Origin of the sequence: Cupriavidus taiwanensis LMG 19424, from assembly GCF_000069785.1 — a bacterium.
Taxonomy (GTDB): domain Bacteria; phylum Pseudomonadota; class Gammaproteobacteria; order Burkholderiales; family Burkholderiaceae; genus Cupriavidus; species Cupriavidus taiwanensis.
The window spans coordinates 555716-577391 of the sequence record NC_010528.1 but is presented as its reverse complement, the minus strand read 5'-3'; the positions used below and the strand labels follow the sequence as shown (position 1 = coordinate 577391).

20 protein-coding genes are annotated in these 21676 nt (G+C 69.2%); 13 read left to right on the top strand and 7 right to left on the bottom strand.

Translation table 11 applies throughout. From position 1 onward, the window contains the following. Positions 1–67 precede the first annotated feature (67 nt). Positions 68–733, top strand: a complete 666-nt coding sequence (gene adk, locus RALTA_RS02735; RefSeq protein ID WP_012351884.1) for an adenylate kinase — start codon at positions 68–70, stop codon at positions 731–733. A 192-nt stretch (positions 734–925) separates the two neighbouring features. Next, positions 926–1684, top strand: a complete 759-nt coding sequence (locus RALTA_RS02730; protein WP_012351883.1) for a 3-hydroxyacyl-CoA dehydrogenase — start codon at positions 926–928, stop codon at positions 1682–1684. Between the two features lie 18 nt (positions 1685–1702). Here the strand turns inward: RALTA_RS02730 and RALTA_RS02725 are convergent, their stop codons facing one another. Further along, on the bottom strand, positions 1703–2509 hold the full coding sequence (locus tag RALTA_RS02725) for a helix-turn-helix transcriptional regulator (RefSeq protein ID WP_012351882.1): 807 nt from the start codon (positions 2507–2509) through the stop codon (positions 1703–1705). A 159-nt stretch (positions 2510–2668) separates the two neighbouring features. On the opposite strand from RALTA_RS02725, the gene RALTA_RS02720 reads away from it, so the two are divergent. Further along, positions 2669–3448 carry a class I SAM-dependent methyltransferase gene (locus tag RALTA_RS02720; protein WP_012351881.1) on the top strand — a complete coding sequence of 260 codons (780 nt, stop codon included), beginning with the start codon at positions 2669–2671 and terminating at the stop codon, positions 3446–3448. Positions 3449–3479: 31 nt separating this feature from the next. On the opposite strand, the gene RALTA_RS02715 is transcribed toward RALTA_RS02720, so the two are convergent. Continuing rightward, positions 3480–4397 carry a LysR family transcriptional regulator gene (locus RALTA_RS02715; protein ID WP_012351880.1) on the bottom strand — a complete coding sequence of 306 codons (918 nt, stop codon included), beginning with the start codon at positions 4395–4397 and terminating at the stop codon, positions 3480–3482. Positions 4398–4501: 104 nt separating this feature from the next. Between RALTA_RS02715 and RALTA_RS02710 the strand changes: the two genes are divergently transcribed. Beyond that, a complete protein-coding gene (locus RALTA_RS02710; protein WP_012351879.1) occupies positions 4502–5527 on the top strand; it encodes a bile acid:sodium symporter family protein in 1026 nt (341 codons plus the stop codon). 75 nt (positions 5528–5602) lie between these two features. Here the strand turns inward: RALTA_RS02710 and RALTA_RS02705 are convergent, their stop codons facing one another. Both RALTA_RS02705 and tsaE read right to left on the bottom strand, forming a co-directional pair. Beyond that, positions 5603–7123, bottom strand: coding sequence for an N-acetylmuramoyl-L-alanine amidase (locus RALTA_RS02705; RefSeq protein ID WP_012351878.1), 1521 nt, complete (start codon positions 7121–7123; stop codon positions 5603–5605). Next, entirely contained in the window at positions 7117–7629 is a 513-nt protein-coding gene (tsaE, locus tag RALTA_RS02700; protein WP_025583544.1) for a tRNA (adenosine(37)-N6)-threonylcarbamoyltransferase complex ATPase subunit type 1 TsaE, read from the bottom strand. The genes RALTA_RS02705 and tsaE overlap by 7 nt, the downstream gene beginning before the upstream one ends. 16 nt (positions 7630–7645) lie before the next feature. Between tsaE and queG the strand changes: the two genes are divergently transcribed. Beyond that, complete coding sequence (gene queG, locus RALTA_RS02695; protein WP_012351876.1) at positions 7646–8860, top strand: tRNA epoxyqueuosine(34) reductase QueG; 1215 nt, start codon at positions 7646–7648, stop codon at positions 8858–8860. A gap of 20 nt (positions 8861–8880) precedes the next feature. Here queG and RALTA_RS02690 read toward each other — a convergent pair whose 3' ends face one another. Further along, positions 8881–9774 carry an AEC family transporter gene (locus tag RALTA_RS02690; protein WP_012351875.1) on the bottom strand — a complete coding sequence of 298 codons (894 nt, stop codon included), beginning with the start codon at positions 9772–9774 and terminating at the stop codon, positions 8881–8883. Positions 9775–10133: 359 nt separating this feature from the next. Here RALTA_RS02690 and RALTA_RS02685 point away from each other — a divergent pair, with 359 nt between their 5' ends. From RALTA_RS02685 to plsY, 6 genes are all read left to right on the top strand, one after another. Continuing rightward, on the top strand, positions 10134–10676 hold the full coding sequence (locus tag RALTA_RS02685) for a chalcone isomerase family protein (protein WP_242405257.1): 543 nt from the start codon (positions 10134–10136) through the stop codon (positions 10674–10676). A gap of 104 nt (positions 10677–10780) precedes the next feature. Then, entirely contained in the window at positions 10781–11749 is a 969-nt protein-coding gene (locus RALTA_RS02680; RefSeq protein ID WP_012351873.1) for a tripartite tricarboxylate transporter substrate binding protein BugE, read from the top strand. 103 nt (positions 11750–11852) lie between these two features. After that, positions 11853–12332: a methylated-DNA--[protein]-cysteine S-methyltransferase gene (locus RALTA_RS02675; RefSeq protein WP_012351872.1), complete on the top strand. Its 480-nt coding sequence runs from the start codon at positions 11853–11855 to the stop codon at positions 12330–12332. Then, complete coding sequence (gene xerD, locus RALTA_RS02670) at positions 12329–13267, top strand: site-specific tyrosine recombinase XerD (protein ID WP_012351871.1); 939 nt, start codon at positions 12329–12331, stop codon at positions 13265–13267. Before RALTA_RS02675 ends, xerD begins: the two co-directional genes overlap by 4 nt. A 19-nt stretch (positions 13268–13286) precedes the next feature. Further along, positions 13287–13778, top strand: coding sequence for an aminoacyl-tRNA deacylase (locus tag RALTA_RS02665; RefSeq protein WP_012351870.1), 492 nt, complete (start codon positions 13287–13289; stop codon positions 13776–13778). A gap of 123 nt (positions 13779–13901) precedes the next feature. Then, positions 13902–14510 carry a glycerol-3-phosphate 1-O-acyltransferase PlsY gene (plsY, locus tag RALTA_RS02660; protein ID WP_012351869.1) on the top strand — a complete coding sequence of 203 codons (609 nt, stop codon included), beginning with the start codon at positions 13902–13904 and terminating at the stop codon, positions 14508–14510. A 140-nt stretch (positions 14511–14650) separates the two neighbouring features. Here plsY and RALTA_RS02655 read toward each other — a convergent pair whose 3' ends face one another. Continuing rightward, positions 14651–15922 carry an ATP-binding protein gene (locus RALTA_RS02655; RefSeq protein ID WP_012351868.1) on the bottom strand — a complete coding sequence of 424 codons (1272 nt, stop codon included), beginning with the start codon at positions 15920–15922 and terminating at the stop codon, positions 14651–14653. Positions 15923–15989: 67 nt separating this feature from the next. Further along, positions 15990–16733: a response regulator gene (locus RALTA_RS02650; protein ID WP_012351867.1), complete on the bottom strand. Its 744-nt coding sequence runs from the start codon at positions 16731–16733 to the stop codon at positions 15990–15992. Positions 16734–17058: 325 nt separating this feature from the next. Here RALTA_RS02650 and RALTA_RS02645 point away from each other — a divergent pair, with 325 nt between their 5' ends. Beyond that, positions 17059–18543 (top strand): MdtA/MuxA family multidrug efflux RND transporter periplasmic adaptor subunit, encoded by a 1485-nt coding sequence (locus RALTA_RS02645; protein ID WP_012351866.1) that lies wholly within the window; start codon positions 17059–17061, stop codon positions 18541–18543. Between the two features lie 9 nt (positions 18544–18552). Then, entirely contained in the window at positions 18553–21675 is a 3123-nt protein-coding gene (locus RALTA_RS02640; protein WP_012351865.1) for an MdtB/MuxB family multidrug efflux RND transporter permease subunit, read from the top strand. Position 21676: the final 1 nt, after the last annotated feature.

Below are 21676 nucleotides of genomic sequence, written 5' to 3'. Positions count from 1 at the left end.
CAACTTACGGCGTTACCCTCCTTCTGATCTCCCGCCATACCAGATTAAAAACTCTGAGGACCCGTAAATGCGTTTGATCCTGTTGGGCGCGCCCGGCGCTGGCAAAGGCACGCAAGCCAAGTTCATCTGCGAAAAGTTCGGCATTCCGCAAATCTCCACCGGCGACATGCTGCGCGCCGCGGTGAAGGCCGGCACGCCGCTGGGCGTGGAAGCCAAGAAGGTCATGGACGCGGGCGGACTGGTGTCGGACGACATCATCATCGGCCTGGTGAAGGACCGCCTGAAGCAGGACGACTGCAAGAGCGGCTACCTGTTCGACGGCTTCCCGCGCACCATTCCGCAAGCCGAGGCGATGAAGGACGCGGGCGTGGCGATCGACTACGTGCTCGAGATCGACGTGCCGTTCGACGCCATCATCGAACGCATGAGCGGTCGCCGCGTACACGTGGCATCGGGCCGCACCTACCACCTCAAGTACAACCCGCCCAAGACGGAAGGCGTCGACGACGAGACCGGCGAGCCGCTGATCCAGCGCGACGACGACAAGGAAGAAACCGTCAAGAAGCGCCTCGACGTCTACTCGCAGCAGACCCGTCCGCTGGTGGACTACTACTCGGCCTGGGCGGCCAACGGCGACCCCGCGGCCAAGGTGGCGCCGCCGAAGTATCGCAAGATCCTGGGCGTGGGGAATGTTGACGAGATTACCGCGCGGGTGTTCGAGGCGTTGAAGTAATCGACTCGCTGGACCAGACAGTCAAGAAAGCGGCCTTCGGGCCGCTTTTTTTTGTTCCGGCCTTTGCGGCACGCACAGGTGCTTGAGCGCACCGCCGCCCGATTTCTCCCGGGCCCCTTGCACATCGGCCCGGCCTCCGTACAATGCGCTTAACGTTTACGTAAACGGAAACCACACCGAGGAGACACGACCGTGGAAATCAAGGACAACGTATTCATCATCACCGGCGGCGCCTCAGGCCTTGGCGCGGGTACGGCCCGCCTCCTTGCCGAATCCGGCGCCAGGGTCGTCATCGCCGACCTGAACGAAGCCGCGGGCCAGGCGCTGGCGGCCGAGACCGGCGGCCGGTTCGTGCGCTGCGACGTCACCTCGGAAGCCGATGGCCAGGCCGCGGTCGCCGCGGCGCAGTCGCTCGGCCGCCTTGCCGGCCTGGTCAACTGCGCCGGCATCGCCACCGCCAACAAGACGGTCGGCAAGAACGGCCCGCATCCGCTCGATGCCTTCGACAAGACCATCCGCATCAACCTGATCGGCACCTTCAACATGATCCGCCTGGCCGCCGCGGCGATGGTGCAGAACGCCCCCGACAGCGAGGGCGAGCGCGGCGTGATCATCAATACCGCCTCGGTGGCGGCCTTCGACGGCCAGATCGGGCAGGCGGCCTATGCCGCGTCCAAGGGCGGCGTGGTCGGCATGACGCTGGCGATCGCGCGCGACCTGGCGCGCGACGGCGTGCGCTGCATGACCATCGCCCCGGGCCTGTTCGAAACCCCGATGCTGCTGGGCATGCCGCAGGAGGTGCAGGACGCGCTGGGCAAGATGGTGCCGTTCCCGTCGCGGCTGGGCCGGCCCGCCGAATACGCGAAGCTGGCGCGCTCGATCATCGAGAACCCCATGCTCAACGGCGAAGTGATCCGCCTGGACGGCGCGATCCGGATGCAGCCCAAGTAAGCGCTGGCAGCTGCCCGCTCAGCCGGGCAGCAGCATCACCAGCATCAGTCCCGGCGCCGCCGCGGGCACCAGCGTCAGCTGCTCGAACTGCAGCGTGCCCTGGCGCGGATGGCGAAAGCCGCGGCGCCCGCCCTCGCGGTCTTCCACGTCCTGCGACAGCCAGGCAGCGCGGAACTCCGCGCTCTCCGCCATCAATCCCTCGATCAACGCCCGCGTCGGTGCCGCGTCGGCGTGGCGGATGCTGTGCGCGCGAAATTCGGCCACCAGCCGTGCGGCGCGGTGCGGCCAGTCCTGCACCAGCGCCTGCAGCGCCGGCGACAGGAACATCGCGCGCAGCAGGTTGCGCTCGGTGCCAGCGGCGTCGAGCCAGCCGGTGAACAGGTCCGCGGCCGCGGCGTTCCAGGCCAGCGCGGTCCATTGGCGGTCAAGCAGGTAAGCCGGCCCGTCGATGGCGTGCACGCTGGCCAGCACCGCGGGCGGCACCGGCTCGCCGGCGGCGTGTTGCGGGTCGCGCCGCCCCGCCAGTTCGAACAGATAGGCGCGCTCGGCACGCGACAGCCGCAGCGCCCCGGCCAGGCTGGCCAGCGCGCGCGCCGACAGCGACACCGGCCGGCCCTGCTCCAGCCACGTCACCCAGGTCGTACTTAGTCCCGCCAGTTGCGCGACCTCCTCGCGTCGCAGCCCCGGCGTGCGCCGGCGCTGGCCGGGCGCCACGCCCACGTCCGCCGGCGCCAGGCGTTCGCGGTGCGCGCGCAGGAAGGCGCCGAGCACGGCCTCGCGCGAGGCTGGCGAGGATGGATCTGCAGTCTGGATGGTTGGCGGCATGGCAGGCTGGTGGCGCTTATACCAGGATAAAGCGGTGACTTGTACCGGGAAAATGAGCCGCCTACAGTATGCCGAACCCGCCTCGCGGGCAAGCCCCCTCCCCCGACAACAAGACCGCCCGCCGGCCTCACCCGGCAGCGGCCCAAGGAGCTCAGCACCATGCAGCAACAGGAACTCGTCGCCGCCCAGTTCGGCGCCACCGCCAGCGCCTACCTCACCAGCGCGGTCCACGCCAGCGGCGCGGATCTGCAGCAACTGAAGGACGAACTGGCTGCACTGATTCCCGCGGCCAACCGCCCGCGCAGCCGCGTGCTCGACCTCGGCTGCGGCGCCGGCCATGCCAGCTTTGCCGCCGCGGCGGTGGCGGGCGAGGTGACCGCATACGACCTGTCGGCCGACATGCTGGCCGTAGTCGAGGCCGCGGCACGCGAGCGCGGGCTGGCCAACGTGCGCACCCGCCAGGGCGCGGCCGAGCAATTGCCGTTCGACGATGCCGGCTTCTGCGCGGTGGTGTCGCGCATGAGCGCGCACCACTGGCGCGACGTGCCGGCCGCGCTGGCGGAAATCCGCCGCGTGCTCAAGCCCGGGGGCAAGGTGGTGCTGATCGACATCGCCGGCGCGCCGGATCCGCTGCGCGATACCTGGTTGCAATCGGTCGAGCTGCTGCGCGATCCCTCGCATGTGCGCGACTACACGCCGGCGGACTGGCGCGCGATGTTCGAGGCGGCGGGCTTTGCCGCGGACGCCATCGCGGTATCGGAGACCTGGCGCATCGGCATCGACTTCGACAGCTGGGTACAGCGCATGCGCACGCCGGCGGTGGCGGTGGACGCGATCCGGCACCTGTGGCAGGTGGCGCCCGCGGAAGTGCGCGAGCACTATCGCGTGCAGGACGACGGCAGCTTTGCGCTGGAAGCGTTGATGGTCACCGCGCGCTGACCGGGCGCGGCCGGCTTACGACGCGGCCGGCTCAGGCCGCGGCGCTGACGGCCGGCGCCTCGGCCCGCACGGTCAGGCCCCGCACCAGTTCCCACACCGCCGCCGCGGCCGGCGACAGCGAGCGGTCCTCGCGCCGCACCATGACGATGCTGCGCTCCTCGCGCGGCACCAGCGGGCGCCACACCAGCGGCGACGCCGCCGGCAGCGGCAACGAGAATGACGGCAGCACCGAGGCGCCGATGCCGGCCTCGACCATGCCGAACACACTGGCCGAATGGCCCAGCTCCTGCACCACCTGCGGCACCACGCCGTGGCGGCCGAACACGCGGTCGATCAGCGGCCGGCTGCCCGAGGCAAAGTCCAGCAGCACCAGCCGCATGCCGTGCAGCGCCGACCACGGCACCGATTCCGCCTGCGCCAGCGGATGGTCGCGCCGGCAGACGAAGCAGAACGGGTCGGTCGCCACCGGTGCCACCAGCAGCCCGTCGCGCACCAGCGGGTCGATCAGCACGCCGAAGTCCACCGCGCCGGCGCGCACCTGCTCCAGTCCGTCGGCCTGGACGTTGTCGCGCACGGTCAAGCGAATCTCGGGATATTGCGCGGCGCAGGCGGCCACGTAGAGCGGCATCAGCCGTGCCGAAATCGTCGGCGCGCCGGCTATCACTACACGGCCCCGATAGCGCTCACCGAGCTGTCGCGTTTCTTCGAGGGTGTCGTCCAGTTGCCCGAGCAGGCGCTCCAGCGCCGGTGCCAGCGCATGGCCGGCTTCGGTCAGCACCACTTCGCGCGTGGTGCGATCCAGCAGGCGCACGCCGAGCGCGTCTTCCAGCTCCGCGACGCCGCGACTGACCGCCGGCTGCGTCAGTCCGACAGCATCCGCGGCCCGGCTGAAGCCACCGCTGCTGGCCACGGCAAGAAACACGCGCAACTGCCGCAATGTGTAATTCATGCAACAAGCGGATAAATAGATTCTATAAATGAATTTGCATTCTAGACCTGGCTAGCGTCCAATACTAGGCAAAACCCTAACATCGCAGGATTTCACCCGCAGTCATGTCCCGTATTGTCCGCAACCTCAAGAAGCTCTATGACCTGATCGACGGCTTTGTGCTCGTCATGCTGACGGCCATTGCCATCGCGCTGGCCGCGCCCCAACTTGGTACCGGCGACGGCCCGCTGCACCTCGGCGTGGTGACCAGCCTGGGCGTGGCGCTGGTGTTCTTCCTGCACGGCGCGGCGCTGTCGCGCGACAAGCTGGTGGCGGGCGCCAAGCACTGGCGCCTGCACGTGTTCGTGCAGGTCTTCACCTACGTGGTGTTCCCGGTGGTGGGCGCGCTGCTCATGCTGTCGCTGCGCAATACGCTGCCGGCCGACCTGCTGCTGGGCGTGTTCTTCCTGTGCGCGCTGCCGTCCACGGTGTCGTCGTCGGTGGCCATGACCTCGATGGCCCGTGGCAACGTCTCGGGCGCGATCTTCAACGCCACCATCTCGGGCCTGATCGGCATGCTGGTGACGCCGCTGCTGATGGGGCTGGTGATCAGCGCCAGCGGCGCCTCGATGCCGCTGGGCAAGGCGCTGACCGGCGTGGCGCTGCAGCTGCTGCTGCCGTTCGCGCTGGGCCAGCTGTTGCGCCCGCTGATCGGCAACTGGCTGGCCAAGAAAAAGCACATCACCAACAAGATCGACCGCGGCGTGATCGTGCTGATCGTCTACTCGTCGTTCTGCGACGCCACCGCCGAGGGCCTGTGGCACCAGTACCAGTGGCAGACCATCGGCGCGGTAATGGGGATTGCCGCGGTGCTGCTGTTCGTGGTGCTGGGCTTCACCACGCTGACGGCGCGCCGCCTGGGCTTTTCCGTCGAGGACGAGATCACCGCGGTGTTCTGCGGCTCGAAGAAGAGCCTGGCCAACGGCATCCCGATGGCCAAGATCCTGTTTGCGGGCCATCCGGCGCTGGGACTGCTGGTGCTGCCGCTGATGGTCTATCACCAGTTGCAGCTGATCGTCTGCTCGGTGATCGCGTCGCGCTATGCTAACCGCGATGCGTTGCTGGAGGACCCGGCCACGGCGCGGGCCTGAAGCGCGTGGCCATGAGAAACGGGGCATGCCCAAGGCATGCCCCGTTTCTTTTGTGCCTGCCGCCAGTGGGGCGGATCAGACAGACGGATTCTTCGACAGCGGCGGATTGCGCGCGAAGTACGAACGGATGCCTTTCAGGATGGCATTGGCCAGCTGCTCCTGGTGCGCGTTGTCATTGAGCTTGCGCTCCTCTTCCGGATTGCTGATAAACGCGGTCTCGATCAGGATCGACGGGATGTCCGGGGCCTTCAGCACGGCAAACCCGGCCTGCTCGACGTGGGCCTTGTGCAGCTTGTTGATGCCGCCGATCTCGCCCAGCACGGCCTTGCCGACCTGCAGGCTGTCGTTGATCTGCGCGGTCGTCGACAAGTCCAGCAGCACGCGCGCCACCTGCGCATCCTTGTTGCCCATGTTGGCGCCGCCGATCAGGTCGGAGGCATTTTCCTTGTTGGCCAGCCAGCGCGCCGCGGTACTGGACGCGCCGCGCTCGGACAGCGCGAACACCGACGCGCCGCGCGCCTCGGGCGACAGGAAGGCATCGGCGTGGATCGACACGAACAGGTCCGCCTGCACGCGGCGCGCCTTCTGCACGCGCACGTTCAGCGGCACGAAGAAATCGGCGTCGCGCGTCATCATCGCGCGCATATTGGGCTGCGCGTCGATCTTGGCGCGCAGGCGGTGCGCGATCTGCAGCACCACGTCCTTTTCGCGCGAGCCGGCCGCGCCGATCGCGCCCGGGTCTTCGCCGCCATGGCCGGGGTCGATCGCCACGGTCAGCAGCCGGCGCATCTTGAACGGGCGCTCGGCGGTGGGATTGTCGCGTGCGACCGGCGGCACCACGGGCGCGTTCGGGGCCGGCACCGGCGGCACCGGTGCGGTGGACGGTGTCGACGGCCGCGGCCGGGCCGCGGCCACCGGCGGCGGCAGCGGCGCGGTGGTGGGCGGCACTTCGCCCTTCTCGTCGAAGCGGCGCACCAGCGCGCCGATGGCGTCCTCTTCCGCGCCGGCCGGAGCGCCGGCGATGCCTTCCGCGCCCGGCGCGGGGGCCGAGGTGGCAAAGCGGCGCTGCTTTTCCTCGGTGTCGCGCACCAGCTTCCACAGCGGGTCGGGCGGGTTGACCGGATACAGGTCGAACACCAGCCGGTTGCGGTAGCTGCCGATGGGCGCCAGCGTGAACACTTGCGGCGCCACGTTTTCCTTCAGGTCGAACACCATGCGGACCACGCGCGGGCGGTTCTGGCCGACGCGCACGGTCTGGATATACGGGTCGTTCGGGGTGATCTTGGCCACCAGCTCGCGCAGCGTGGGCGACAGGTCGAGGCCGTCGATGTCCACCACCAGCCGGTCGGGGTCGCGGATCATCTGGTGCACCGCGGCCAGCGGCGTATCGGATTCGATGGTGACGCGGGTGTAGTCCTCCGCCGGCCACACGCGCACCGCGACGATGCCGGCGCCCGACGCGATCTGCGGACCGGCCAGCGTCAGCACGGCGGCGCCGGCGCCCAGCTTCAGCGCCTGCGCCATCCATTTGCGGCGCGCCTGCAGCAGGCCGTCGGGTCCATCGGGGCGGTCGGTGGCAAGTCGCTTGATCAGCATGCGTTCAGCAAGGTAAGTCCAGTGGGAGTATAGGCGCGCATGGTCGCGATCCGCCGCTCGCCGGCGTCATCGGCGCCGGCCATGTCCGATTGGAGCAACACGTGCAGGTCCGGTTCCCCCAGCAGGCGCCCGGCCTTCTCCGGCCACTCGACCAAATTGAAGGCCGGCTCTGCAAAGCAGTCTCGAAAACCCGCGTCGAGCCACTCTTCGGGATCGGCAAAGCGGTACAGGTCGAAGTGGTAGACCGTCAGCGGCGAGCCGTCGGCGCGGGCGACTTCATAGGGCTCGCACAGCGTGTAGGTCGGGCTGCGGACCTTGCCCGCGTGGCCCAGCGCCCGCAGCACGGCGCGCGACAGCGTGGTCTTGCCGGCGCCCAGGTCACCCGACAGCTGCACATGGACCGTGCGCGGCGGCATCGCCTGCACGGCGGCGGCCAGTGCGGCGCCCAGGCGCGCGGTGGCGGCTTCGTCGGGCAGCGTCAGGGTGCGTTCTTCGAGCAAGGGCATTGCGTACAATTCAGGAATGATCGACCGAGTCGCCCCAGGGCAGGCGGATGCGCCGCCCACACCAGTACCAGATACCAGCGGCCACGCGGCCGCGGGCCCGGGGGAGCTTGCGGCGCTGGCCGCGTCGATCCGCGCATGGGGCGCGGCGCTGGGCTTTGCCTCGGTGCGCATCGCCGATGTCGACCTCGCGCACGCCGAGCCCGGACTGCTGGCCTGGCTGGCGCAGGGCTGCCACGGCGACATGGATTATATGGCCAACCACGGCCTGCGGCGCGCCCGTCCGGCCGAACTGGTGCCCGGCACGGTGCGCGCGATCGTGGCGCGCATGCCCTATGTCCCGGCCGCCGGCGCGCACGCGCAGGCCGCCGACTGGCGCCGCCACGAGCTGGCGCGGCTGGACGACCCGGCCACCGCGGTAGTGTCGCTGTATGCGCGCGGGCGCGACTACCACAAGGTGCTGCGCAGCCGCCTGCAGCAGCTGGCCAGCCGGATCGAGGCCGAGATCGGCAAGTTCGGCTACCGCGTCTTTACCGATTCGGCCCCCGTCATGGAAGTGGCGCTGGCGAGCCAGGGCGGTCTCGGCTGGCGCGGCAAGCATACGCTGCTGCTGGACCGCGACGGCGGCTCGATGTTCTTCCTCGGCGAGATCCTGGTGGACATCCCGCTGCCCGCCGATCCGCCCGAATCCGGCCATTGCGGCAGCTGCCACCGCTGCCTGGACATCTGCCCCACGCGCGCCATCGTCGCGCCCTACCGGCTCGATGCGCGCCGCTGCATTTCCTACCTCACCATCGAGCACAAGGGCGCGATCCCGGTGGAATTCCGCGCGCCGATGGGCAACCGCGTCTACGGCTGCGACGACTGCCAGCTGGCCTGCCCGTGGAACAAGTTCGCGCACGTGGCCACCGTGCCGGACTTCGATGTGCGCAATGGCCTGGACGCGCCCGACATGGTGGCGCTGTTCCAGTGGACCGAAGCCGAATTCAACCAGCGCCTCGAAGGCAGCCCGATCCGCCGCATCGGCCATGAGCGCTGGCTGCGCAATCTGGCGGTGGGGCTTGGCAACAGCCTGCGCGCGGCCCGGTCGGGCACGCGCGCCGAAGACGCGGCCCTGGCCGCGCGCATCCGCGCCGCACTGCTGGCGCGGCGCGAGGCTGCCACGCCGCTGGTGCACGAGCATATCGACTGGGCCCTGGCACAGGGCGGACCGCCGGCGCAACAGGCCGGCTGATCCGGGATGCCCCGGTCAGGTCAGCTCACCAGCGCCAGCCACAGCGGCGTGGTCACGATCGCCCCCACCGTCATCAGCGAGATCGTCGCGGCCACCATCGGTCCGTTGCCGCCCATGCGCACGGCCAGGATGTAGGCACTGGAGGCGGTCGGCAGCGAGGCGTACAGCACCACGATCTGGTACTGCAGCACGGTCAGCGGCAGGTGCCGCCCCACCAGCCAGGCCACGCACGGCATGGCCAGCAGCTTGACGCCGGTCCACCACGCCACCGGCCCGGCGGTGCCGGTGGCGCCGCTGATCTGCAGCCCGGCGCCCACCGTCATCAGCCCCAGCGCGGTCGACGCCGAGCCCAGCCGGTTGAGCGTCATGCCCAGTACCTCGGGCGCGTGCAGCCCCATCATATTGGTCGCCAGGCCGCCGGCGGTGGCCAGGATCAGCGGATTGCGCGCCAGTTCCTTCCACAGCGCGGCCTGGCCATGCCGGGCCAGCGCCCACACCGCCAGCACGTTGCACAGCGGCACGGTGCAGCCGACGATCACCGCCATCAGCGCCAGCCCTTCGGAACCGCCCAGCCGCGAGGCCAGCGCCAGCCCGATATAGGAATTGAAGCGGAACGCGGTCTGCAGCCCCGAAGCAAAGCTGACCGCATCCGGGCGCAGCACCCATTTGACGGCGTAACCGCCGGCCACGCCGGTGGCCAGCACCAGCATCGCCAGTCCCAGCATGGCCGAGGTCGAGGAGAAATCCAGCACCGCGGTATTGGTCGACTGCAGCAGCAGCGCCGGGAACAGGACAAAGTAGACCAGCCGCTCCACCCCGCCCCAGAAGGCGCGGTCGAAGGGGGAATAGCGCACCAGCAGCCAGCCGATCAGGATCAGGCTGAAGTCCGGGACCAGCAGGAGGGCGGAAGACATCGAGGGTTGTTGTTGTGGTGGCAGGGGCGTGGCGCTGCAACTGCCCGGGCAGCCGTCGCACAGAAACAGCAGCGGGGAGAGATAACGGCAAAAAAGCCTGAATGTGCAGACTAGGGCAGATACGGATAGGTATTCTTCCAGATTTCGGGCAGCATGGCATGCCAAGTTGTACGCCTGCCGCCATGTTGTCCCGCATCCGTTCCGCGCGCCTGCGCGTGGACACCCTCCTCCGCTCCCGCTTCTGCCTTGGCTTCCGCCTTGGCTTCCGCCTTGGCTTCTGCCTTGGCTTGCGCCCTGGCTTCCGCCCGGGCCGCCGCCTGCGCCTGGCCGTCGTGCTGGCGGCGCTCGGCGCCGCGCCCATGGTGCATGCCGTGCCGGGGCCGGCGCGCGCGGTCGAGATCGAAGGCATGCGCTTCGACGATGCGGCGCGCGTGGGCGGCAAGGAGCTGCAGCTCAATGGCGCGGCCCTGCGCACCGGCTTCCTGAGCAAGGGTTACGTGGCGGCGCTGTACCTGGAGGAAAAGGCCCGCAACGCGGCCCTGGTACTGGGCACCTCCGGCGCCAAGCGGCTACAGTTACGCATCCTGCGCGAGACCGAGCCGCCGGCCGTGGTGCGCGCGATCCGCCAGGGCATGCGCGACAACCACAGCGAGGCGCAGATGCGGGGGCTGGCGGCGCGGCTGGTACAGTTCGAGCGCACCCTGGGCGAGATCGGCACCGCGCACAAGGGCGACGTCATCAACCTGGATTTTTCCCCGCAAACGGGGACGGTCGTCGCCATCAACGGCACGCCGCGCGGCCGGCCGATCCCCGGCGAAGACTTTTACCAGGCCCTGCTGCGGGTGTTCCTGGGCGAACGCCCGGTCGACGCCGGCGTCAAGCGCGGCCTGCTGGGCGGCTGACCCCAGATTACGCTGCCGGCGCACCGCCCGACCTGTGGCACTGCGACGGTTTTTTTGCTTCCGGGCGGCACCCTGCCCGGATTTCTGACGGGAGACATGATCTCATGCAAGCTGGCAAACTCGCACTGACCCTGGCCCTGGCCGCCGCCGCCACCGCGGCGCACGCCCAGAGCTACCCCACCAAGCCGATCCGCCTGATCATTCCGTTCGCACCCGGCGGCACCACCGACATCGTCGGCCGCGGCGCGGCGGACCAGATGAGCCGCATCCTGGGCCAGCCGGTGGTGGTGGAAAACCGCGCGGGCGGGGGCGGTTCGATCGGCGCCGACGCCATCGCCAAGGCCGCGCCGGACGGCTACACCATCGGCATCTCCACGGTCTCGACCATGGCCGTGAACCCGGCCTGCAACCCCAAGCTGTCGTACGACCCGATCAAGGACTTCAAGCCCATCACCAACCTGGCCAACGTGGCCAACGTGATCGCGGTGAACCCTAACTTCCCGGCCAAGAACTACAAGGAATTCCTGGCCGTGCTGAAGGCCAACCCGGGCAAGTACTCGTACGCGTCGTCGGGCACCTGCGGCTTCGGCCACATGCTGGGCGAGCAGTTCAAGGTCTCGACCAAGACCTTCATGGTCCATATCCCGTACCGCGGCGCGGGCCCGGCGCTGAACGACGTGCTGGCCGGCCAGGTGCCGATCATGGTGGACAACCTGCCGTCGTCGATGCCCTACATCAAGGCCGGCAAGCTGCGCCCGCTGGTTGTGGCCTGGAACAAGCGCCTGGACTCGCTGCCGGACGTGCCGACCTTCGGCGAAATGGGCCTGAAGGAGCCGAACGATCCGGCCTGGTACGGCCTGGTGGCGCCGGCCGGCACGCCTGACGACGTCATCAAGAAGCTCAATGAAGCCGCCGTCAAGGCCCTGCAGGACAAGGACTTCCAGCAGCGCCTGCGCACCGCCGGCGCCGAGCCGTCGGGCAACACGCCGGCGCAGCACGCGGCCGAGATCAAGAAGGAATTCGACAAGATGAAGAACCTGGTCAAGGTGCAGAACATCAAGCTGGAGCAGTAATCCGGCCGGTGTGACGTCATCCGCAAGGGGCCGCCGCGAGGCGGCCTTTTTTCTGCCCCGCCAAAAAGCACTAAAATCCAGCATTCGCCCCAGCCCGACCGCCATGCCCGCCACCTACGACGCCATCCTTTCCGCCCCGTTCGGCAAGATCGGCGTGCGCACGGACGGCGCGCGCATCCGGGCCATCGTGTACCTTCCCGGGCACGTCGAGGGGCTTGCTCCGGCGGATGCGCTGACGCAGCGGCTCGCCGAGCAGCTGGCGGCCTATTACGACGATCCCGATGCTGTCTTCGACGTGCCGCTGGCCGCGGCTGGCAGCGCGTTCCAGCAGCGCGTGTGGCAGGCCATCTGCGCGGTGCCGCGCGGCGCGACCACCACCTACGGCACCATTGCCGACACCATCGGCGCGATGCCGCGCGCGGTCGGCCAGGCCTGCGGGCAGAACCCGTTCCCAATCCTCGTCCCCTGCCATCGCGTGGTCTCGGCGCGCGGTATCGGCGGCTTCTCGCACCACGCCGAAGACGGCTTCTACCTCGACGTCAAACGCTGGCTGCTGCGCCATGAGGGCGCCATGCTGATATGAGCGGCGCTCCGGCGGCAGCCGAGCCCACCGCCGTCGCCAGCGCTGCCGACGTGGCCCTGGTCGGCCGCTTCTGCGATGCGCTGTGGCTGGAAGACGGGCTCTCGCGCAACACCATCGACGCCTACCGGCGCGACCTGACGCTGCTGGCGCGCTGGCTGCAGCATGAGCAGCGCGGCGAGCTGCTCGACGCCGACGACGGCGCGCTGTCGGCGTACTTCAGCGCGCGCCACACGCAGACCCGCGCGTCGTCGGCCAACCGGCGCCTGGCGGTATTCCGCCGCTTCTACCAGTGGGCGCTGCGCGAGCACCTGGTGCAGGTTGACCCGTGCCTGCTGCTGCGCCCCGCCAAGCAGCCGCCGCGCCACCCCAAGACCCTGAGCGAGGCCCAGGTCGAAGCGCTGCTGGAAGCGCCCGACACCGAGACGCCGCTGGGCCTGCGCGACCGCACCATGCTCGAGCTGATGTACGCCAGCGGGCTGCGCGTGTCCGAGCTGACCCAGATGAAGACCGTCGAAATCGGCCTGAACGAGGGCGTCGCGCGCGTGGTCGGCGGCAAGGGCGACAAGGAGCGGCTGGTGCCGTTCGGCCAGCAGGCCGGCGACTGGCTGCGGCGCTACCTCGCCAGCGCGCGTCCGGTGCTGCTGGCCGGGCGTGCCTGCGACGCGCTCTTCGTCACGCAGCGCGGCGAAGGCATGACGCGGCAGGCCTTCTGGCACCTGATCAAGCGCCATGCGCGCGATGCCGGCGTGCATGCCCCGCTGTCGCCGCACACGCTGCGGCATGCCTTTGCCACGCACCTGCTGAACCACGGCGCCGACCTGCGCGTGGTGCAGCTGCTGCTGGGCCACGCCGACATCTCCACCACCCAGATCTATACCCACGTCGCCCGCGAACGCCTGCGCGAGCTGCACCAGCAGCATCATCCGCGCGGCTGAGCGGCACACAGCGATCGCCATGAGCAAGACCAAGCATGTCTCCGAAACCCCTGCCACCCAGTTCCTGCGCAAGCACGGCGTAGCCTTCGGCGAACACCCCTATGACTACGTCGAGCACGGCGGCACCGGCGAATCGGCGCGCCAGCTGGACGTGCCCGAGCATGATGTGGTCAAGACCCTGGTCATGGAAGACGAGCGCGCGCAGCCGCTGGTGGTGCTGATGCACGGCGACTGCTCGGTCTCGACCAAGAACCTGGCGCGCCAGACCGGGCGCAAGAGCGTGCAGCCGTGCAAGCCCGAGGTCGCGCAGCGGCATAGCGGCTACCTGGTGGGCGGCACCTCGCCGTTCGGCACGAAGAAGCGCATGCCGGTATATGTGGAATCGACCGTGCTGGACCTGGCGCGCATCTATATCAACGGCGGGCGCCGCGGCTACCTGGTCAGCCTGGACCCGAAACTGCTGCCCACGCTGCTCGACGCGCAGCCGGTTCAGTGCGCGCTGCCGGACTGACCTTGCGGCCGTCTTGCCCCACTTCAGGCCGAAGCAAGCCTCCGCGCCAATCGGGGAAGTCACGGTCGTGGCGAGGCCCCTGCCGCGCTACAATCGCGCCAGCCTGAAAACATCCCACTCCACATGGCCAATCTGCTTTTCGCCCTTGCCGCCTACCTGATCGGCTCCGTTTCCTTCGCTGTGGTCGTCAGCAAGCTGATGGGGCTGCCGGATCCGCACTCCTACGGCTCGGGCAACCCCGGCGCCACCAACGTGCTGCGCACCGGCAACAAGAAGGCCGCGATCCTGACGCTGATCGGCGATGCCCTGAAGGGCTGGCTGGCGGTGTGGCTGGCGGCGCGCTTCGGCCCGGCGCACGGCCTCAACGACACCGGTCTCGCCATGGTGGCGCTGGCGGTGTTCCTGGGCCACCTGTTCCCCGTGTTCCACCGCTTTGCCGGCGGCAAGGGCGTGGCCACCGCGGCCGGCATCCTGCTGGCGATCGACCCGATCCTGGGCCTGGGCACGCTGGCCACCTGGCTGATCATCGCGTTCTTCTTCCGCTATTCGTCGCTGGCGGCACTGGTGGCGGCGATTTTCGCGCCGTTCTTCCACGTGCTGATGAACGGCGTGGATGTGATGGCCGGCGCGATCTTCGTGATCAGCGTGCTGCTGATTGCGCGGCACCGGCAGAACATCGCCAAGCTGCTGGCGGGGAAGGAGAGCCGGATCGGGGAGAAGAAGAAGGTTTGAAGGTGTGAACGCAAACTGCTGAGAGCGTCCGACCGCTGCTGGTTTGCTCCCCTCGCCCGCTTGCGGGAGAGGGGAGCCTTTGCCAGGGGTGGTGGCAAGCCCCAGCCGTACCGCACTACACGGTTTTTACCAAACGGTCACTAGACCGTAGCCGCCCCAAACAGCATCTCCACCCGCAGCCCGCCCCCTTCCGCATTCACCAGGTTCAGCTTTCCCCCCGCCTGCCGCACCAGCCGGTCGACGATCGCCAGCCCCAGCCCGGAATGCGCATTGCCGCCGCGCGCCGGATCCAGCCGCACGAACGGCAGCGTGGCGCGTTCCTTGTCGTCGTCGGGAATGCCGTCGCCCTGGTCTTCCACCACCAGCATGTAGCCGTCCGGCGTGCGCGAGGTCGCGATGCAGACCGGCGGCTTGCCGTAGGCGTAGGCGTTGTCGACCAGGTTGCCGACGATGCGGTCCAGCTGCGTGGCGATCATGCGGAAGCCTTCGCCGGCGTCCAGCGACAGCACCACCTGGCGCTCTTGCTCGGCCAGCGAGGCGGCCAGCTCGTTGACGCGCCGGTCCACCGGCACCGGCCGCGCGGTCGACTCGCTGGTCTGCGCGAAGCTCAGGAACTGCTCGACGATGGCCGCCATCGAATCGACGTCGCGCGTGACCCCCGCGGCCGCCTTGGGATCGGCCAGCATCTCGGCGCGCAGGCGCAGCCGCGCCAGCGGCGTCTTCAGGTCATGGGCGATGCCGGCCAGCATGGTGTTGCGTTCCTGGTCGATGCGCGCGAGGTCGGCCACCATGCGGTTGAAGCGCTCGATCAGCTGGCGCAGCTCGTGCGGCCCGCGCTCGCGCAGCGGCGGCACGGCGTGCTGTCGTGACAGCAGCGCCGCTGCGTTGGCCATGTCGCGCACCGGCCGCTGGATCTGCCACGCGATCAGCACGGCGAAGACGATGGCGACGCCGACCACCAGCATCACCCCCGGCACCAGCCGGTTGTCCGGCGGCGGGTTGTGGACCCACAGGATCGGCATCGCGATCCAGTCGGCGCGGCTCGGCAGCTTGATCCAGATGCGCGGGGTGGTCTCGTCCTCGAGCCGGATCTCGGTGCCTTGCGGCAACCGGCTGATGAACTGCTCCACCAGCCGGCGCGAGCGCCCGCCCTTGGGCGCGGTGGCGTGCTCGTCGGCATCGGCGGTGTTGGCGGTTTCCACCAGGCTGGGCAGCTTCGCCGGCGGCCGCGCGTCGAGCGCGCGCTCGATGCTGTCGAGCTGGAACAGCATCTGCTCCACCGAATAGTCGACCTGCTGCTGGCGCCGGTCCATGCGCAGGATGGCGAGCCACGAGAAATGGCTGATCACCAGCACCGCGGCGATCAGCAGCGCAATGCGGCCGAACAGGGTATCGATACGTCGCAACTTCATCGGGAAGCAGGTCCTGGTGGCGCCGGATGCGGGGCGCCAGCAGCGCCGGCGCATGGCCGGCGCCGGGTTATTCGGGGAGGCCCGCGGGAATCTCTTCCGCTTCGTCAGGCACGAAGGTGTAGCCGCGGCCGCGCACGGTCTGGATATAGCGCGGGCGCTGCGCGTCCTCGTCGAGCAGCCGGCGCAGGCGCCAGATCTGCACGTCGATGCCGCGGTCGCTGATGCCGCTGGCGCTGCCGTACATCAGCTCGACAATGCGCTCGCGCGACAGCACTTCGAGCGGATGCATCAGCAGCAGCTTGAGCAGCGCGAACTCGGTATCGCTGATCGACAGCGCCTGGCCGGCACGCGCCAGCGTGCGCTGGCGGAAGTTGACGCGGAACGGGCCGAACGCAACCGACTCGCGGTCCTCGGGCGCCGCCGCCGGGCGCGCCAGCTTGCGGCGCAGCACGGCGTTGATCCGCGCCAGCAGCTCGCGCGGCGAGAATGGCTTGCCGAGATAGTCGTCGGCGCCGATCTCCAGGCCGACGATGCGGTCGATCTCGTCGCTGCGGGCGGTGAGCAGGATCACCGGGATATCGTCGTTCCTGGCGCGCAGGTTGCGCAGCGCGGTCAGGCCGTCGACCTTGGGCATCATCAGGTCCAGCACGATCAGCGCCGGCCGCTCGCGCTCCAGGCGCGCCTGCAGGCCGTCGCCGTCATGCATCACCGAGACGGCGAAGCCTTGCTGGGTCAGGTACTCGCGCAGCAGATCGCGCAGTTCGGGATCGTCGTCGACGACGAGGATCTGGGTAGGCTGGTTCGTTCGCATAGGCACATGATAGTCAGCCCCGGCGCCACATACGCCGGCGGGGCCGGACGGTTTTGTTTCCGCAGGTTACACCCGGGGTCCTGGTAATCCTCTGTAATAAATCGGCCGGACGCGGAAATACGGGCGTCCGCGCCCGCACATTATCCTTGCCGCATGACTTGCCGCCGGCGCCGCCCCATGCGCGCCGCGCGGCACTCGGGCCCGCTGCCCCGCAAGGCCGGCCGGCGCCCATTGCAATGCGTGCGATGCGGCATACTGCGGCATCGTCACTTGCCAGCAGAACACATGACGGTGCGCCGGGCGCGCCGTCCCCAGGATTGCGGACATGTCCAACCCCGAACACGGCCAACCTAACCCTACCCCGTCCCCGTCTTCCCCCCCGCCCGGTTCGTCCGGCACCCCGCCGCGCCGGAACCGGCGCCGGCTGTATGCCGGGCTGCTGGTGCTGTTGCTGGCCGGCGGCGCCTGGTACTGGCATGCGCACCGCGGCGACGCCTCCAAGGGCAGCCCGGGCGGGCCCGGCGGTGCCAGCGGACCGGCCGCCGCCGGCCCTGGCGGCCCTGGCGGTCGCCCCGGCATGCCGCGCTCGCCGGTGGTGGTCGCCACCGTGGCCCAGCGCGACATGGACGTGGTCCTGAACGGGCTGGGCAACGTGACCCCGGTCTCGAACGTGACCGTGCGCGCGCAGGTGTCCGGCCCGCTGCTCAAGGTGCTGTTCAAGGAAGGCCAGATGGTCACGGCCGGCGACGTGCTGGCCGAGATCGACCCGCGCCCGTTCCAGGCCGCGCTCGACCAGGCCGTGGGCCAGCTGGCGCGCGACCAGGCGCTGCTGCAGAACGCGAAGCTGGACCAGCAGCGCTACCGCACGCTGCTGGGCCAGGATTCGATCTCCAAGCAGCAGGTCGATACCCAGGACGCGCTGGTGCGCCAGTACGAGGGCGTGGTCAAGACCGACCAGGGCAACGTCGCCAACGCGCGCCTGCAACTGGGCTACACGAAGATCGTGGCGCCGGTGTCGGGCCGCATCGGCCTGCGCCAGGTCGACCCCGGCAATATCGTCAACACCAGCGACACCAACGGCATCGCGCTGATCACGCAGATCCAGCCGATCGCGGTGATGTACACCATCCCCGAGGACAACCTGCCCTCGGTACTGAAGAAGCTCAACGCCGGCGAGAAACTGCCGGTGCAGGCCTGGGACCGCCAGGTGCGCAACCAGCTGGGCGAAGGCACGCTGCTGACCACCGACAACCAGATCGACACCACCACCGGCACGGTCAAGCTCAAGGCGGTCTTCCCCAATGCCGACGGCATGCTGTTCCCCAACCAGTTCGTCAATGTCCGCACGCGCGTCGACACGCTGCGGGACGCCACCGTGATCCCGGTGGCGGCGATCCAGCGCGGCCAGCAGGGCACCTTCGTCTATACCGTCGACGAAGCCAGCAAGGTCAAGGTGCAGGTGGTCGAGCTGGGCCCCGGCGACGGCGCCCGCACCGCGGTGCTCAAGGGGCTCGAGCCGGGCCAGCGCGTGGTGGTCGACGGCGCCGACCGGCTCAAGGAAGGCATGACGGTCGAAACCGTCGACCCGGCGGCACGCGCGGCCGCGGTGGTGCCGGCCAGCCAGCCGCGCGCGCGCGGGCGGCGCCATCGCGATGGTGCGAGCGGTGCGGGCGGTGCCGGCGGTGCCAGCGGCGCGCAGGCCGATGCCGGCGCTACAGGCGCTGCAAGCGCTTCGGCACCGCAAGGCGAACGCCGCCGCCACCGCGAAGCCGGCGCCAGCGCACCGGCCGCGCGCGCGCCGCAGCAGTAAGGACGCCGCATGAACCCGTCCCGCCTCTTCATCGAGCGCCCGGTCGCGACGGCGCTGCTGATGCTGGCCATCCTGCTGTCCGGGCTGGTGGCCTACCGGCTGCTGCCGCTGTCGGCGCTGCCCGAGGTCGACTACCCGACGATCCAGGTCACCACGCTATACCCCGGCGCCAGCCCCGACGTGATGACCTCGTCGGTGACCGCGCCGCTGGAGCGCCAGTTCGGCCAGATGCCGGGCCTGAAGCAGATGTCGTCGTCCTCGTCAGGAGGGGCGTCGGTGATCACGCTGCAGTTCGAGCTGACGCTGCCGCTGGACGTGGCCGAGCAGGAGGTGCAGGCCGCCATCAATGCCGGCAGCAACCTGCTGCCGTCGGACCTGCCGATGCCGCCGGTCTACAGCAAGGTCAACCCGGCCGACGCGCCGATCATGACCATCGCCATGACGTCCGACACCATGCCGCTGCCCAAGCTGCAGGACATGGTCGATACGCGCGTGGCGCAGAAGATCTCGCAGATCCAGGGCGTGGGCCTCGTCACCATCAGCGGCGGGCAGCGTCCCGCGGTGCGCATCCAGGCCAACCCGACCGCGCTGGCGTCGCTGGGCATGTCGATCGACGACCTGCGCACCGCCATCGGCGCGTCCAATGTCAACGGCGCCAAGGGGAGCTTCGACGGCCCGCAGCGCGCGTCGACCATCGACGCCAACGACCAGCTGCGCTCCGCCGACGAATACCGCCAGATCATCCTCGGCTACAAGAACGGCGCGCCGATCCGCATCACCGACGTGGCCGAGATCGTCGACGGCCCCGAGAACAGCCGCCTGGCCGCATGGGCCAACGACAAGCCCGCGATCGTGCTCAACATCCAGCGCCAGCCCGGCGCGAACGTGATCGAGGTGGTCGACCGCATCAAGGCGCTGCTGCCGCAGCTGCAGAACGCGCTGCCGGCGTCGGTGCACGTGCAGCTGCTGACCGACCGCACCACCACCATCCGCGCCTCGGTCGAGGACGTGCAGTTCGAGCTGCTGCTGGCGATCGCGCTGGTGGTGCTGGTGATCTTCCTGTTCCTGCGAAATATCCCCGCCACCATCATCCCGGGCGTGGCGGTGCCGCTGTCGCTGGTGGGCACGTTCGGCGTGATGTACCTGGCCGGGTTCTCGATCAACAACCTGACGCTGATGGCGCTGACCATCGCCACCGGCTTCGTGGTCGATGATGCGATCGTGATGATCGAGAACATCATGCGCTACATCGAGAAGGGCGATTCGCCGATGCAGGCGGCGCTCAAGGGCTCGAAGCAGATTGGCTTCACCATCATCTCGCTGACCTTCTCGCTGGTCGCGGTGCTGATCCCGCTGCTGTTCATGGGCGACGTGGTGGGTCGGCTGTTCCGCGAGTTCGCGATCACGCTGGCGGTGTCGATCCTGATCTCGGCGGTGGTGTCGCTGACGCTCACGCCGATGATGTGCGCGCGGCTGCTGCACCATGTGCCGGAGGAGAAGCTATCGCGCTTCCACCGCGCCACCGGCCGCTTCTTCGACAACGTGATCGAACGCTACGGGCGAGGCCTGGAGTGGGTACTCGACCGCCAGAAGGCCACGCTGGTGGTGGCGGTGGCCACGCTGGCGCTGACCGTGCTGCTGTACCTGCTGGTGCCCAAGGGCTTCTTCCCGGTGCAGGACACCGGCGTGATCCAGGGCATCACCGAGGCCGCGCAGACCACCTCGTTCAACGCCATGGCGCGCAAGCAGGAAGCGGTGGCCAAGGTGGTGATGCAGGACCCGGCAGTGGCCAGCCTGTCGTCGTTCATCGGCGTGGATGGCAGCAACGCCACGCTCAACGCCGGGCGCATGCTGATCAACCTCAAGCCCAAGGGCGAGCGCGACCCGATCGACGTGGTCACCCAGCGCCTCCAGCAATCGGTGCAGAGCCTCGGCGGCGTGTCGCTGTTCACGCAGCCCGTGCAGGACCTGACCATCGAGGACAAGGTCTCGCGCACGCAGTACCAGTTCACGGTGGAAGACCCCGATCCCGCGACGCTGGCGGCGTGGGTGCCGAAGCTGGTCGAGCGCCTGCGCCAGGAGCCGGAGCTGCGCGATGTCACCAGCGACCAGCAGAACAACGGCCTGCGCGCCTATGTCGACATCGACCGCGACGCCGCGGCGCGTTTCGGCATCACCACCGCGGTGATCGACAGCGCGCTGTACAGCGCCTTCGGCCAGCGGCTGGTGTCGACCATCTTCACGCAGTCGAGCCAGTACCGCGTGGTGCTCGAGACCATGCCGGAATTCCGCACCAGCCCGCAATCGCTGGCCGAGCTGCGGCTGCCCTCCTCGTCCGGCGGACAGGTGCCGCTGGGCGCGTTCGCGCGCATCACCGAGCGTACCGGGCCGCTGGTGATCAACCACCAGGGGCAATTCCCCGCGGCGACGATCTCGTTCAACCTGGCGCATGGCGAATCGCTCGGCGCCGCGGTCGACAAGATCACCCGGGTCGAGCAGGAGCTGGGCCTGCCGATCTCGATGCAGACCAGCTTCCAGGGCGCGGCGCTGGCGTTCCGTGCGTCGCTGTCAAACACGCTGTGGCTGATCCTGGCCGCGGTGGTGACCATGTATATCGTGCTGGGCGTGCTGTATGAAAGCACCATCCACCCGGTCACGATCCTGTCGACGCTGCCGTCGGCCGGCGTGGGCGCGCTGCTGGCGCTGCTGGTGGCGGGCATGGACCTGGGCATCATTGCCATCATCGGCATCATCCTGCTGATCGGCATCGTCAAGAAGAACGCGATCATGATGATCGACTTCGCGCTAGAGGCCGAGCGCGAGCAAGGCATGTCGCCGCGCGACGCGATCTTCCAGGCCTGCCTGCTGCGCTTCCGCCCGATCCTGATGACCACCATGGCGGCGCTGCTGGCGGCGCTGCCGCTGATGCTGGGCTCGGGCATCGGCAGCGAGCTGCGCCGGCCGCTGGGCGTGACCATGGTGGGCGGCCTGCTGGTCAGCCAGGTGCTGACGCTGTTCACCACGCCGGTGATCTACCTGGCGTTCGACCGCGTGGCGACGCGCGTGAAAGGCTGGCGCAAGCGCCGCTTCGGCGATCCGGAGGAAGGCGGCACGGGCGAGGAGCCGGTGTAAC